The 13,522-nt window shown below is 63.4% G+C and carries 12 protein-coding genes; 7 read left to right on the forward strand and 5 right to left on the reverse strand.

Annotation, left to right across the window (positions count from 1 at the left end; all coding sequences use genetic code 11):
* The 5 genes from CK226_RS02545 (at position 1) to CK226_RS34710 (ending at position 4,902) form a co-directional block, all read left to right on the forward strand.
* Positions 1 to 687, forward strand: a complete 687-nt coding sequence (locus CK226_RS02545) for a hypothetical protein (protein ID WP_095790924.1) — start codon at positions 1 to 3, stop codon at positions 685 to 687.
* Between the two features lie 105 nt (positions 688 to 792).
* Positions 793 to 1,530 (forward strand): dienelactone hydrolase family protein, encoded by a 738-nt coding sequence (locus CK226_RS02550; protein WP_095791073.1) that lies wholly within the window; start codon positions 793 to 795, stop codon positions 1,528 to 1,530.
* Positions 1,531 to 1,722: 192 nt separating this feature from the next.
* A complete protein-coding gene (locus CK226_RS02555) occupies positions 1,723 to 2,283 on the forward strand; it encodes an RNA polymerase sigma factor (RefSeq protein ID WP_095773110.1) in 561 nt (186 codons plus the stop codon).
* Positions 2,284 to 2,285: 2 nt separating this feature from the next.
* Positions 2,286 to 4,409, forward strand: coding sequence for a VWA domain-containing protein (locus CK226_RS02560; protein ID WP_095790925.1), 2,124 nt, complete (start codon positions 2,286 to 2,288; stop codon positions 4,407 to 4,409).
* 211 nt (positions 4,410 to 4,620) lie between these two features.
* The gene (locus CK226_RS34710) at positions 4,621 to 4,902 is read left to right on the forward strand and encodes a hypothetical protein (RefSeq protein WP_095787438.1); all 282 of its coding nucleotides are present in this window, start codon (positions 4,621 to 4,623) and stop codon (positions 4,900 to 4,902) included.
* A 9-nt stretch (positions 4,903 to 4,911) separates the two neighbouring features.
* Here CK226_RS34710 and bmt read toward each other — a convergent pair whose 3' ends face one another.
* Complete coding sequence (gene bmt, locus CK226_RS02570) at positions 4,912 to 5,934, reverse strand: betaine--homocysteine S-methyltransferase (protein WP_095772940.1); 1,023 nt, start codon at positions 5,932 to 5,934, stop codon at positions 4,912 to 4,914.
* Between the two features lie 149 nt (positions 5,935 to 6,083).
* On the reverse strand, positions 6,084 to 6,941 hold the full coding sequence (locus CK226_RS02575) for a helix-turn-helix transcriptional regulator (protein ID WP_095772939.1): 858 nt from the start codon (positions 6,939 to 6,941) through the stop codon (positions 6,084 to 6,086).
* A 230-nt stretch (positions 6,942 to 7,171) separates the two neighbouring features.
* Here CK226_RS02575 and CK226_RS02580 point away from each other — a divergent pair, with 230 nt between their 5' ends.
* Positions 7,172 to 8,182 carry a fatty acid desaturase gene (locus tag CK226_RS02580; protein WP_179296431.1) on the forward strand — a complete coding sequence of 337 codons (1,011 nt, stop codon included), beginning with the start codon at positions 7,172 to 7,174 and terminating at the stop codon, positions 8,180 to 8,182.
* 93 nt (positions 8,183 to 8,275) lie between these two features.
* Entirely contained in the window at positions 8,276 to 9,103 is an 828-nt protein-coding gene (locus CK226_RS02585) for a PhnD/SsuA/transferrin family substrate-binding protein (protein WP_095790926.1), read from the forward strand.
* Here the strand turns inward: CK226_RS02585 and CK226_RS02590 are convergent.
* Genes CK226_RS02590 through CK226_RS02600 form a run of 3 tightly spaced genes read right to left on the reverse strand, consistent with a single transcriptional unit; the run spans position 9,068 to position 13,485 of the window.
* Positions 9,068 to 10,423, reverse strand: coding sequence for a Xaa-Pro peptidase family protein (locus tag CK226_RS02590; RefSeq protein WP_095790927.1), 1,356 nt, complete (start codon positions 10,421 to 10,423; stop codon positions 9,068 to 9,070). The genes CK226_RS02585 and CK226_RS02590 overlap by 36 nt on opposite strands.
* A 9-nt stretch (positions 10,424 to 10,432) precedes the next feature.
* A complete protein-coding gene (locus tag CK226_RS02595) occupies positions 10,433 to 13,003 on the reverse strand; it encodes an FAD-dependent oxidoreductase (RefSeq protein ID WP_095790928.1) in 2,571 nt (856 codons plus the stop codon).
* A complete protein-coding gene (locus CK226_RS02600; RefSeq protein WP_095791074.1) occupies positions 13,000 to 13,485 on the reverse strand; it encodes a DUF559 domain-containing protein in 486 nt (161 codons plus the stop codon). Before CK226_RS02600 ends, CK226_RS02595 begins: the two co-directional genes overlap by 4 nt.
* Between the last annotated feature and the right edge of the window lie 37 nt (positions 13,486 to 13,522).

Consider the following 13,522-nt stretch of genomic DNA (forward strand, 5'->3'; position numbering starts at 1 on the left):
ATGATTGCCCGCGGCATGATCGAAGAGATCACGGCCGCGCTCGGCGTCAACGGCCTCATCCTGCGTGGCGGCTTCTTTTTCCCCGGTGATGAGGATGCCCCTCATAGCGCCTCGGGCGCGCCGGCGAAATCCGTGCTGCTGGTGGGGCAGGCGGGTGCGGCACCCTGGCCGCATTTCCTGCGCTGGCGGGAGCAGCAGCCGTCGACAATCGCCGATCCGCTCGACAGCTGGTCGCGGCAGGTCATCGGCGATGTGGCGGAGGCATTCGGCGCGCGCGCCGTTTCTCCCTCCGACAAGCCCTATCTGCCGTTCCAGCAATGGGCTGTCCGGGCCGAGGGGCTAAAACCGTCGCCGCTCGGCATTCTGATGCATCCGCAATACGGGCTTTGGCATGCCTATCGCGGCGCTTTGCTGTTCGAGGACGAGATCGCGCTTCCGGGGCAGGGCGCGGCAGCGCATCTCTGCGATGCCTGTGTTGAGAAACCTTGCCTGAAATCCTGTCCGGTCGATGCCTATTCCACGAAAGGCTTCGCCTATCAGGCCTGCCTGGCGCATGTGCGGGGAGGGAATGGCGAACCGTGCCGGAGCGGCGGCTGCCTCGACCGCAATGCCTGTCCCTATGGCACGGAATATCGCTATCCGTCTGATATCCAGGCCTTCCACATGGCGGCATTCGCCGGCCTGTGATCGTCCCGCGATCCTGCACGAAATGTTGACGGGTACTTTCAAGGAATGCCTTGCCGTGGCAGGCCGCGTGGATATGTATCGCGCATCCGACAAATGGAGCGCGCAATGGCGAAGCAGGATCTCAGGATCAAGACCCGTGACGGGGTGGCGAAAGCGGGCCTGTTCCGCTCGGCCAAGACGCCCTCCGCCAAGTCCGGCGTCATTCTCTACCAGGACGCCTTCGGTCCGCGTCCGGCGCTCGACGGCATGGCCGAGCGGCTGGCAGGCGAGGGTTACGCGGTGCTGGTGCCGGACCTCTTCCATCGCAACGCGCCCTATGGTCCGTTCGACGCCAAGACCGCCTTCACCGAGGAAAGCACCAAGGCAGCGCTGATGGGGCTGGTCACCGGCACGACGCAGCAGATGACCATCAGTGACGGCGAAGCCTTTCTCGATGCGCTCGCCGAGGAAGGCGTCACCGGTCCGATCGGCACCGTGGGTTATTGCATGGGCGGCGCGCGGGCGCTCAATGCGGCCGCGGCCTACCCGGACAGGATCAGGGCCGCCGCGAGTTTCCATGGCGGCAATCTCGCCAGCGATGCCGCCGACAGCCCGCACCGCAAAGCGACATCCATCAAGGCGCGTGTCTATGTCGGCATGGCGGGGATCGACAGGAGTTTCCCGCCGGAGCAGTCGACACGGCTGGAGGAGGCGCTGCGCAATGCCGAAGTTGACCACGCCATCGAGAACTATGTCGGCATGGCGCATGGCTGGTGCGTGCCGGACCACAGCGTCTACAACGAGGCCGGCGCCGAACGGCATTGGCAGAGGCTGATCACGCTGTTTGCGGAGACGCTGGGATAGGGGGGGCTGCCTGCTTGGGATAAGCTCCAATTTCGGGCACTCCAGCACGAACCTTCGAGAGTTGGCGCCGCTCCTCATCCGTCCTGCCGGGCACCTTCTCCCGTGAACGGGGTGAAGGAGGAGGGCGCTTGCCAAAAAAATATTTCCATCATCCCAAGGATTAGCCATTAGCCTTCGTCCAACAGGCAAATGATGGCGATGATGCTGGATGAGAGCGAAGCCTCCGACGCCGAACTGATCGGGCGGGCGAAGGGCGGAGACAGGGGGGCCTTCGGCACATTGCTGGAGCGCCACTACGACTTCGTCTATCGCGCCGCCTATCGCTGGTGCGGCAAGAAGGCCGATGCCGAAGACATCGCCCAGGAAGTCTGCGTCCGGCTCGGCAAGGCGATCCGCGACTATCGCGGTGGAGGTGCCTTCACGACATGGCTCTATTCCGTGACGATGAACGCGGCGCGCGATATGATGCGCAAGACCACCCGCGAGACCGTGAAGACCGAGGCCTATGGCGTCCATGCGCTGATTTCGGGCGAGGCCCCGGCCGAGAGCGAGGATCCGGCCGAGGCGCTGTGGGCCGCCGTGCGGCAGCTTCCGGACAAGCAGCGCGACGCCGTGCTGCTGGTCTATGGCGAGGGCTTGAGCCATGCGGCCGCTGCCGAGGCGATGGCGATCTCGGAGACGACGGTTTCCTGGCACATCCATGAAGCGAAGAAACGGCTGAAGACGCTGATGCGCTCGGCCGGGGAAGTGTGACCATGGTCGACGACAACGAACTCAACAGACTGCGCGATATCGCGGCACCGGCGCCGGGTGAGAGCGCGAAGGCGCGCGCCTTCGAAGCCGCCCTGCGCGCCTATGATGAGGAAATTATTTCTGCCGTCACCCAAGGATCGGTCGGCGGCCTTCGTCTCACAGAGCGAGCACAAAAGCTCTGGAGAGAGATCATGCAAAAGAAACTCATCGCCACGCCGGCCCTTGCCGGGCTCGTCGCCCTGCCGATCGCCGGATACGCCACTTTCCATCTGCTGAGGGAACAGCCGGCCAAATTTGGCGGTGACGAAAAGATCACCGAGACGCTGGCCGACAAGCCGGCGACGCTGAAGCCGGCTGAGCCGAAGCAGGCGAAGCCGGAGATCAACCAGCCGCTTGCAGCCACCGAGCCGGCCAAGGACAAGAAGGCCGACGCGGATGTCGAAAGCCGCGGCGCCAGCGATGCGCTCGTCGCGCCGGCTTCGCCGCCTAAATCCGAATCGACCGTTGCCGGCGGCACAGCGCAGCAGCAGAAAGCGCTCGGACGAGGCGTGCTGAGCGAAATTGCACCGCCAGCGCCGGCGCCAACCGGCGAATTCGCGCTCGAGGGCAGTGCCTCGCGAGCTGCTCCCGAGGCCAAGCTGATGGCCCCGCAGCAGCCTGCCATGGTGCCGGCAGATCAGATCGCGCCGCAAGAGGAAAACCGCAATCGCGTCCAGGATTTCAAGACCAATCCGGTGCATGCGGCACTGGAAGACCCGGTCTCGACCTTCTCGATCGATGTCGACACCGCCTCCTATTCCTTCGTGCGCCGTTCGCTGAAGGAAGGGGCCGTGCCGCAGGCCGACACCGTCCGTGTCGAGGAGATGATCAACTACTTCCCCTATGACTGGAAGGGGCCGGACTCGGCGTCGACGCCGTTCAATTCGACCGTCAGCGTCATGCCGACGCCGTGGAATGGTCACACCAAGCTGATGCATGTCGCCATCAAGGGCTTCGACATCAAGCCGACCGAGCAGCCGAAGGCCAATCTGGTCTTCCTGATCGACGTCTCGGGCTCGATGGACGAGCCGGACAAGCTGCCGCTGCTCAAGTCGGCATTCCGGCTGCTGGTCAGCAAGCTCAGGGCCGACGACACGATCTCGATCGTCACCTATGCCGGTGAGGCCGGCACCGTGCTGATGCCGACCAGGGCTGCCGAGAAGGACAAGATCCTGAACGCCATCGACAATCTCACGCCCGGCGGTTCGACGGCCGGCGAGGCCGGCATCAAGGAAGCCTACAAGCTTGCCCAGCAATCCTTCGTCAAGGACGGCGTTAACCGGGTGATGCTGGCCACCGATGGCGACTTCAATGTTGGACAGAGCGACGACGATGATCTCAAGCGCCTGATCGAGCAGGAGCGCAAGAGCGGTGTCTTCCTGTCGGTGTTCGGCTTCGGCCACGACAATCTGAACGACCAGATGATGCAGACCATCGCCCAGAACGGCAACGGCACCGCCGCCTATATCGACACACTGGCCGAGGCGGAGAAGGTACTGGTCGAGGATGCCTCCTCGACGCTGTTCCCGATCGCCAAGGACGTGAAGATCCAGGTCGAGTTCAACCCCAACAAGGTCTCGGAATACCGCCTGATCGGCTACGAGACCCGGGCGCTCAACCGCGAGGACTTCAACAATGACCGCGTCGATGCCGGCGATATCGGCTCGGGCCATTCGGTCACCGCGATCTATGAGATCACCCCGAAGGGCAGTGGTGGCGAGCAGATCGATCCGCTGCGTTATGGCCAGGCCACGGTCAACAATGGCGGCGTCGCCAATGCGGATGAATATGCCTTCGTCAAGATCCGTTACAAGCTGCCCAGCGAGGACGTCTCGAAGCTGATCACCACGCCGGTGACATCGGCCAACGAGGTGGCGTCCTTCGACCAGGCCAGCACCGACCAGCGTTTCTCCGTCGCGGTCGCCGCCTTCGGCCAGAAGCTGCGCGACGAGGATGCGACCGCGAAGTTCGGCTACGACAAGATCATGGAGATTGCCACTGCCGCCCGAGGAGCCGACCCGTTTGGGTACAGGTCCGAGTTCCTCTCGCTTGTGCGCCTTGCCTCGGCGCTGGGCGGTAACCGGTAGTGGCGATGACGGCCGGTTTCCTTCAGGTGGGATCGTTCTGACAGGGGAAACCGGCCCACGGGCGGGTGAGGCAGGCCGGCGAGGGGTTCATTCCCTTGCCGACCTTTTTTTCGGATTTTCCGAGGTCGTTAAATTGCGCGTTATTTCCGGTAGAGGATCGCAACCCGGGTCCATTATTCAGGACTGGCCTTCGGGCTTGAGGGAGCCGCAATTGCAGATCACCACCATCGCCAACTCGTTGCCGCCGGCGCGAGAGATTCCAGCACAAACATCGACGGCTTCGCCCGGACCATCAGCCGAATCCAAACGCATCAGCGACGATGTCGCGCAGGCCCGTCACACCGCCATGTCGGCGCTGACCAACGACCGCTTCCGCGCGATGCTGGAACAGATCACCGATCCGGCTTCGTCCGGCGCGCTGATGACGATGCGCGGCGACAATGCCGTCGATTTCAAGTCGGCGCAGTCGAGCTACGCCGACAACAGCGAATAATCGAAATCCTCAGGCCCGGCTGCGGCGACGCTCGCGGCGCGCTTCGCTGGTCTCGGCGGTGTTTTGCGTTGCCACCTTGTTGCGCATCGGACCGATGCGCTCGACGATCGTCTCGACCGTCGGGCGGCTGGCCTTGGTGTGGCCATCGAGCGCCTTGCGCATGGCGGCGAGGTGCTGGAACGAAGTGCCGCAGCAACCGCCGACAATCTTGGCGCCGGCATCGACGGCGAGGCGAACATAGTCGGCCATCAGTTCCGGCGTGCCGGAGTAATGGATCTCGGTGCCGCGGAATTCCGGAATGCCGCAATTGCCCTTGACGATCACCGTCGCCCGCGGCTTCGCCTCAGTCATGTCGAGCAGCGAGGCCAGGATGTCCGAGGCGCCGACGCCGCAATTGGCGCCAACGCCGAGCGGTGCTTCCGACAGCCCGTCGGCGACGCCATGGATGTCTTTCGGCAGCAGGCCCATCATGGTGCGGCCGGCGGTGTCGAAGGAGCCGGTATAGGTGTAGGGGAGGCCGACACGGATGGCGGCTTCGGCGGCGGCGCGGATCTCGTCGGGTGCCGACATGGTCTCGATCCAGGCGACTTCGGCGCCGCCTTCCTTGAGACCCTCGATCTGCTCGGCGAAGGCGTCGACCGCCTCGTCATAGGTCATAGCGCCAAGCGGCACCAGCAATTCGCCGGTCGGGCCGACGGAGCCGGCAACGATCACCTTGCGGCCGGCCTTGTCGGCGACGGCGCGGGCAATCTCGGCGGCGCGCTTGTTGAGTGCATGCACGCGGTCCTGCGCATGGTGGAGTTTCAGCCGATGGCGGGTGCCGCCGAAGGAGTTGGTCAGGATGATGTCTGCGCCGGCATCGACGAAATTCTGGTGCAGGCTGGTGATGGTGCCGGGCGCCGTCTCGTTCAGCAGTTCGGGTGCCTCGCCGGCCTCCAGACCCATCGCGAACAGGTTGGTCCCGGTGGCGCCATCGGCCAGCAGCACGCCCTTTTCAGCCAGCAGGGCATCGATCGGATTGGTGGTGGTCATCGGATTGGCTTTCGTGTTTCAAATTCGAATAAGGATATAAAGAAGTCTTTATGTCTAGTCAATGATTTGTGGCGACCTTCGGCAATGCCAATGGCGTGGCCTTCGACCGTGTCGGGGTCCAGCATTCGAATGACCATGATTGCCGTCGATCAGACAGAGCCTGACGGGAACGACATGCCGGCCAGATTGCGGGCGAAGCTTGCTGCCTCGTGCGGATTGACGTCGGCGGCACGGATCAGATTGTCGAAATGCTGGGTCAGTGCCTGGACCGGCTGGGTGGCGTTCAGCACGACATACATGTCGCCGACATAGATGGCGGCGCGATAGGGGCCGAAGATGGTGAGCGGGATCGAATAGCGCATGCGGCCGTCATAGAGAAACAGGCGGAAGGTCGGATAGAGATCGTCGAGCAGCGTCGCCATATGGGCGAGCTGCTGCCGGCGGTCGGCCTCGGGAAAGCGATCCCACACACCGAGGCCGCGCGCGAAAATCTCCAGCGTGTGGCGCGGCATGCAGACTTCCATGTCGGTTTCCGGGCGGCGGTTGTATTCGATGCGGTACTGCGTCTCGCTGGCCTGCGCCAGCCGGCTCCTGTTGGTGATGTTGGCTTCGTAGTCGACCAGCGCGCGGGTTCGCAGCAGATCGGGAATGCCCGCGGGCACGTAGCGGATCTTGGTGCCCGCTGCCTCGGCGAACCATTTGGCGAGCAGCGTGCGGTCGAAACCATCGGGCGCTTCCTCGATCTCCAGGCTTTCGCGGATTTCGCCGGTGACGCCTTCGTCCTGGCTGAGGCCCAGCAGCCAGTCCAGCGACACCTTGAATTCGGCGGCGATGTTGAGCAGCGTTTCGGCACGCGGCAGGCGCGTCGAGGCACCTGACATCAGCTGCGACAGTGCCGACCGGTCGATGCCGACCGCTGACGCGAAGGCCGACTGGTTGAGGTCCGAGCGTGTCAGGAGCAGCTTCAGACGCTCCCGGAAAATTGCTGACAGATCGCGTTTGTCCATCGTCCGCTTCTCCGAGTCTTGAGGAAAAATTTGCGTCAAGGCAGCCTGGTGAGGCGTCTCAGGCGTAAATGAATCCCTAAGGTTGTTTACAATGTGTAACATGTGCGGTCAAAAATGCGCAATCGCAACATTTTGTATACTTTGTCGCGTTGAGTGGAATCGTTTCTCCTGACACTATGCTGTCAGGAACCAGTTGGGGTTCCGACGACTGAGGGGCAGTGGTCGATAGCATGACAGGCAAGAGCATCAAGCGACGCAACGCACCGGCCATCGAGTGGCCGACAGTGGTTCTCGCTTTCTTCTGCTACGGAACATGGCTTGCCACCGGTTTCCTGCTCTGGCCGTCCTATCCCATCCTCGCGCTCGCTCTCCTTGGCTTCATCCTGGCACTGCAGTCGTCGATCATGCACGAAGTGCTGCATGGCCATCCGACGCGCAGCGCGTTGATCAACGAGGCCTTCGTCTTCCTGCCGATCGGCCTGGTCTGGCCGTTCCGCCGCTTCAAGACATTGCATTTGCGCCACCATGCCGACGAGCGGCTGACCGATCCGCTCGACGATCCGGAAAGCTATTACCAGGCGCTGTGGCAGCATGACGATTTGCCGCCGACGATGAAGTTCCTGCTCAAGATCAACAACACCATGGTCGGCCGTTTCTTCCTTGGCCCCTGGCTGTCCTGCATCGGCTTCTTCATCGACGATTTCAAGCAGATGATGGCCGGCGACAAGGCGATCCGCAAGGCTTGGCTGCTGCATGCGATCGGCCTCGCCATCGTGGCGCCGATCGTGCAGTTTGGCTTCGGCATTCCACTGTGGCTCTACATTCTGGCGCCGGTCTGGCTCGGGCAGTCGCTGATCGCGATCCGCACCTTTGCCGAGCATCAGTGGTCCGAGCATCCGGAAGGCCGCACGGTGATCATCGAGCGCTCGCCGCTGTCGTTCCTGTTCCTCAACAACAATCTGCACTTCGTCCATCACAAGACGCCTACGGTGGCCTGGTACAAGCTGCCGAAACTGTTTCGCGAGCGTCGCGACGAATGGCTGCGGATGAACAACGGCTATGCCTATCCGAATTATTTCGCGCTGATCAAAGCCTATGCCTTCAAGGCGAAAGAGCCGATCGTGCATCCGGTGCTGCGGCGTGCGCCCGAGCACGGCCGGGCGTTCAAGCCGCGTATCCGGGCGCGCAACATCAATGGCCTCGGCACCGCGCCGGTGCCCGCCGAGCCGCCCAAGGAATAATCCGGGGCATCCCTCGGGTTCTGTGTCGGCCAATTCTGATTGGACGCCGCGTTTTTGCGATCCTTTCTACAGACATGATGATTTGATATCGGCATGAGTGAATCGATTGCGGCCCTGCCGATGTACGATTGGCCCGAAGTGCGCGGCGAGGTCGATGCGCAGTGGGCGCTGCTGTGCGATGCCTTCCGGCAAAAGGGCATCGACGCACCGCAAACCATCGTGCGTCGCAATGGCGATCTGCCGCCGGTGCCGGGCGGCATCCACGATGCCCAGGGGGTCCTGATCGCGCCGGATCCAGCGACATCGCCACCGGATGAACTCGATTATCATATGCTCTGGCTACATCCGGCGCTGCTGTTCGCGCAGACCTGCTGGGGGCCGATGGAATTCGGCCTGTCGAGCCATGTGCAAGTGGTCGGCCAGCCAAGCTATGACGCCTATGAAGGCGGGCAGGGCGAACTTTATTCCAGCGCGCTGGTGATGCGGACAGGCGAGGGGCCGGAGGCGCGATCGCCTGCGGATGGCAAGGCCGTGCTGCCGCTCGACCTGCTCCGCGGCAAACGCTTCACCTTCAACAGCCTGGATTCGATGTCGGGCACTCTCGGCCTGACGCGCGATCTGCAGGCGGCCGGCGAAAGCCTCGATATCTTTTCCTCGCGCAGCGAAAGCGGCGGTCATCGCGCTTCGATCGTCACTGTTGCCGAGGGCAGGGCAGATGTCGCCGCGATCGACTGCGAGAGCTGGGCGCTGGCGCAGCGTTTCGAACCGGCGGCACGCAAGGTTGTGATCGTCGGCTGGACCGCACGGCGCAAGGGCCTGCCCTTCATCACTGCCAGGACGACGCCGGAAAAGACCGTCCGGGCAATGCGTGAAGCCTTGGCTGGGTTAGCCGAGCAGCCTCGCATCCAGCGGGTAGGTTGAAAGCTGCTCGTTGCCGGTCTCGGTGATCAGGATCTGCTCCTCGATCTTGACGCCTTCGCGCCCGCCAAGCCTGCCGATATAGCTTTCGACGCACAGCACCATGCCCGGTTCGAGCATGCCGTCCGGCGTGTCCGGCGTCCAGTCGCTGGCATGTGGCAGCGTCGGGTATTCGTCGGCCAGGCCGACGCCGTGATAGAGCACGCCGTAACGGGTCGGGAAGCAGTCTCCAGGCGGCACGGCCGAGTGTTCGACAAGGTCACGAAACGAGATGCCCGGCCGCATCAATTCGGTATTGTGGGTGATCTGGTCAGCGGCGATGCGGAACAGGTCGCGCTGTTCGTTGGTCGGCTTTGTATCGCCGCACAGCCAGGTGCGCGACAGGTCGGCGCAGAAGCCGTAGGGGCCGATCAGGTCGGTGTCGAAGGCGACGAGGTCGCCGGCCTCGATGATGCGCGACGAGCACTCCTGGAACCACGGATTGGTGCGCGGGCCGGACGCCAGCAGCCGCGTCTCGATCCATTCGCCGCCGCGCGCAATGTTGCCGCGGTGCAGTTCGGCCCACAACTCGTTCTCGGAAATGCCGGGCTGCAGAGCCTGTTTCATCTCGCCCATCGCCGCCTCGCAGGCAACGATGGCGCGGCGCATGGCGAGGATTTCGTCCGGTGATTTGATCAGCCGGGCATTCTCCATCACCGCTTCGCCATTGCCGATCGAGATGCCGAGACGGGCGAGTTCCTCGACGCCTTCCGGATTGATGTAATCGACCGCGATGCGGCTGTTGCCGCCGCCATGTTCCCTGACCAGATCGGCAATGCCGGCGGCCCAGCGGCGGACTTTCTGCTCTGTCAGTTCGCCGCCATAGAGATACATCCACGACACGGCCGGACGCACCCCGTCGACGACGCCGGAATGGTCGGACAGGTGCTCGCAGGAGAAATAGTCGAACAGCACCACCGGACCCTCGGTGGCGACGAAACAATGCCGAGTCGGATTGTGCGCCACCCACAGCTGCATATTGGTGCTGTCGGTGGCGTAGCGGATGTTGACGGGATCGTAGAGAAGGGCGCCGGCATAGTCGCGGCGCTTCAGCTCGGCGCGGATGCGCGCCAGCCGGTATTGGCGCATCGCCGGCAGGTCGGGCGCGGCAATCCCTGCCGCTGCCCATTCAGCTTCCGCCTGCGCGCCATAGCCCAGCACGTGCTGGTTGAGCGAAGCCGCCTTCTGGCGGGAGGCTTCGCGCAGCGCCTCGATCGAGCCGGGCTCGAACGGCATGATCTTGCGATGGCGGCCAAAACTGCCCTTTGGCCCCGCGCTGTCCATCGTCGAACCTCAGGTCCGCATCTTCTCGCCGCTCGGGTCGAAAGGCGCTTCGACATTGATTCGCGCCGGGCGGCGGTGCCCGAGGATCTCGATCTCGAAAAGGCCGGCACTTTCGTCCTCGGCCAGTGCCGCCGGAACGTAGCCCTGCGCCATCGACTTCTGCACATAGTGCGCATAGCCGCCTGATGTGACCCAGCCGACCACGCGCCAGCCGCCATCGACGATGCCGCGCACGGCGGAAGCGCCTTCGGCGGCGTTGGAGCCGCGCACTTCCTTGCCCTTGTCATCGAAGCGCGGCGCGCCATAGCCATGCGGCTTTTCCACCGTGCCGTAATCCTTGCTGACCTTGGCCCAGATCGGCTCATCGCCCATGACATCGGCGTCCGCCGCATCGACGATGAAGGAGACGCGACGCAGTTTCGGGCCTTCCGCCTGTTCCTTGGCAGCGGCTTCGCGGCCGATGAAGTCGTTCTTCTCGAGCTTGATGAAGCGGTCCATCGCCCCTTCGAACGGCCCGTAGATCGGCCGCAACTCGCGGAACCAGGTCGGGAAGTTCTTTTCCAGGCGCATCGACAGCAAAGCGCGCATGCCGAAATCGACCAGGCCGAACTCCTCGCCGGCGTCCTTGATCGCCTTGTACACCAGCCGCTGATAGGCCGGCGCCATCCAGATCTCGTAGCCGAGATCGCCGGTATAGGTGATGCGGTTGACCATGCAGGGAGCGCCGCCGACCGCCATCTCGCGGAAATCCATGAAGCGGAAGGCTTTCGTCGAGATGTCGACGTCGACGAGTTTCTGCAAGAGGTCACGGGATTTCGGCCCTGCGATCGACAGGCCGACAAGCGTCTGGTCGAAACGGTGGATGCGCACCGAACCGTCCTTCGGCAGGTGCTTCTCGAACCAGCGCATGTGGTATTTCTGCGCGGCCGACGAACCCCAGATCATGAAGCGGTCCTCGCCGGCCTTGGCGATGGTGAAGTCGCCGATCAGCTTGCCGAATTCGTTGATCATCGGGGTGAGCACGATGCGGCCGGTCTTCGGCATGCGGTTGGTCATCAGCCGGTTGAGGAACTCTTCCGCGCCCGGTCCCGACACTTCGTATTTGGCGAAGTTGGCGATTTCGGTGACGCCGACGCGCTCACGCGTGGCGCGCACTTCCTCGCCGATGGGCCCAAAATCGTTGGAGCGATGGAAGGAGACGATGTCCTTCGGTTCCTTGCCCTTCGGCGCGAACCAGAGCGGGGTTTCAAGACCCCAGGAGTCGCCCATAACGGCGTTGTTGGCGAGCATCGTGTCGTAGAGCGGCGTCGTCTGGGCCGGCCGCGCGGCCGGCAGCTCCTCGTTGGGGAAACGGATGGAGAAGCGGCGCGAATAGTTTTCGCGCACCTTGGCGTTGGTGTAGCGCAGGCCTGCCCATTCGCCGAAGCGGGCGACATCCATGCCCCAGACGTCGAAGCCCGGATCGCCATGGACCATCCAGTTCGACAGGGCGAGACCGACGCCGCCGCCCTGGCTGAAACCGGCCATGACGGCGCAGGCGCACCAGAAATTGGTCAGGCCTTGCACCGGACCGACCAGCGGGTTGCCGTCGAGCGCGAAGGTGAAGGGGCCGTTGATGATCTGCTTGATGCCGGCCTTCTCGATGCCGGGGAAATGCTTGAAGCCGATCTCCAGCGACGGTGCGATGCGGTCGAGATCGGGCGGCAGCAATTCGTGGCCGAAATCCCACGGCGTGTTGACCGGGGACCACGGCTTGCAGGCCTTTTCATAGGTGCCGAGCAGGATTCCGTTGCGCTCCTGGCGTGTGTAGATCTCGCCCTTGAAGTCGAGCACGCCGATCATTTCGCGGCCCGTCGACTTGTTGAACTCCTCGACCTCCGGCATCGGCTCGGTGAGGAGGTACATGTGCTCCATGGCCAGCACGGGCAGCTCGACGCCGACCATGCGGCCGATCTCGCGCGCCCACAGGCCGCCGCAATTGACGACATGCTCGGCGTGGACCGTGCCCTGTTCGGTGACGACGTTCCACGTGCCGTCAGGCTGCTGCGTGAGATCAACGACGCGATTGCGCAGCACGATCTCGGCGCCGAGTTTCTTCGCCGCCTTGGAGTAGGCGATGGTGGTGCCGGACGGGTCGAGATGGCCTTCCACCGGATCCCACATGGCGCCGACGAAGTTCTTCTCGTCCATCAGCGGGAACATCGCCTTGGCTTCGGACGGCGTGATCAGCTCGGTGTCCATGCCGAGATAACGCCCCTTGGCATGGGCAAGGCGCAGGAAGTCCATGCGTTCCGGCGTGTCGGCCATCATCACGCCGCCGGTCAGGTGCAGCGAGCAGGACTGGCCGGAGATTTCCTCGATCTCCTTGTAGAGTTGCACCGTGTAGGCCTGCAGCTTGGCGACGTTGGGGTCGCCGTTCAGCGTGTGGAAGCCGCCCGCCGCGTGCCAGGACGAGCCGGAGGTCAACTCCGAGCGCTCGATCAGCATGATGTCGGTCCAGCCGGCCTTGGCCAGGTGATAGAGCACCGAGCAGCCGACGACACCGCCGCCGATGACAACCGCTTTTGCATGGGATTTCATGAAGATAGGTCCGTTTTTAGAGAAATTGAATCGGATAAGCGCGGCGCGAAGACGAAGCGGAGGTCGGAGACAGTGGTATCCTCGACCAGCCTGCCGTCAAGCGCGGCAAGAATGGCTTCACAGACGGAAGTACGATGTTTCAGAACGTCATGGTTCCAAAGACGCAGGATCGAATAGCCTTGGCCGCGCATGAAGTCGTCGCGGCGGCGGTCATGTGAACTGCCGGCGTGTTGCGAGCCGTCAGTCTCAACGACGAGCCTTCGCTCGCGGCAACAGAAGTCAGCAAAAAAGGGGCCGATGGAAAACTGGCGTGTAAAGCGATAGCCGCCAAGCTTGCGCGCCTTCAGTTCAAGCCAAAGCAATGCTTCCGCCTGATTGCCTGCTTGCCTGAGGTTGCGCACCCGCTGGGTTGTGCCTGTCTTGCGGCGACTGCGGGGTTGACCAGCGGCTTCCCCCACTCCGTCGCCGCTTCGCGGCGCCACCTCTCCCCCCTCCGGAGGGAGAGGAAGGGAGCGATCC

It is taken from the genome of Mesorhizobium sp. WSM4311 (assembly GCF_002295115.1).
Classification (GTDB): domain Bacteria; phylum Pseudomonadota; class Alphaproteobacteria; order Rhizobiales; family Rhizobiaceae; genus Mesorhizobium.

Bases quoted from the DNA above. Each gene is read 5' to 3' on its own strand.
- bmt (WP_095772940.1), bottom strand. From the start codon at position 5,934: ATGACCACCACCAATCCGATCGATGCCCTGCTGGCTGAAAAGGGCGTG.
- CK226_RS02545 (WP_095790924.1), top strand. From the start codon at position 1: ATGATTGCCCGCGGCATGATCGAAGAGATCACGGCCGCGCTCGGCGTC.
- CK226_RS02555 (WP_095773110.1), top strand. From the start codon at position 1,723: ATGGCGATGATGCTGGATGAGAGCGAAGCCTCCGACGCCGAACTGATC.
- CK226_RS02590 (WP_095790927.1), bottom strand. From the start codon at position 10,423: ATGGACAGCGCGGGGCCAAAGGGCAGTTTTGGCCGCCATCGCAAGATC.
- CK226_RS02580 (WP_179296431.1), top strand. From the start codon at position 7,172: ATGACAGGCAAGAGCATCAAGCGACGCAACGCACCGGCCATCGAGTGG.
- CK226_RS02560 (WP_095790925.1), top strand. From the start codon at position 2,286: ATGGTCGACGACAACGAACTCAACAGACTGCGCGATATCGCGGCACCG.
- CK226_RS02585 (WP_095790926.1), top strand. From the start codon at position 8,276: ATGAGTGAATCGATTGCGGCCCTGCCGATGTACGATTGGCCCGAAGTG.
- CK226_RS02550 (WP_095791073.1), top strand. From the start codon at position 793: ATGGCGAAGCAGGATCTCAGGATCAAGACCCGTGACGGGGTGGCGAAA.
- CK226_RS02575 (WP_095772939.1), bottom strand. From the start codon at position 6,941: ATGGACAAACGCGATCTGTCAGCAATTTTCCGGGAGCGTCTGAAGCTG.
- CK226_RS02595 (WP_095790928.1), bottom strand. From the start codon at position 13,003: ATGAAATCCCATGCAAAAGCGGTTGTCATCGGCGGCGGTGTCGTCGGC.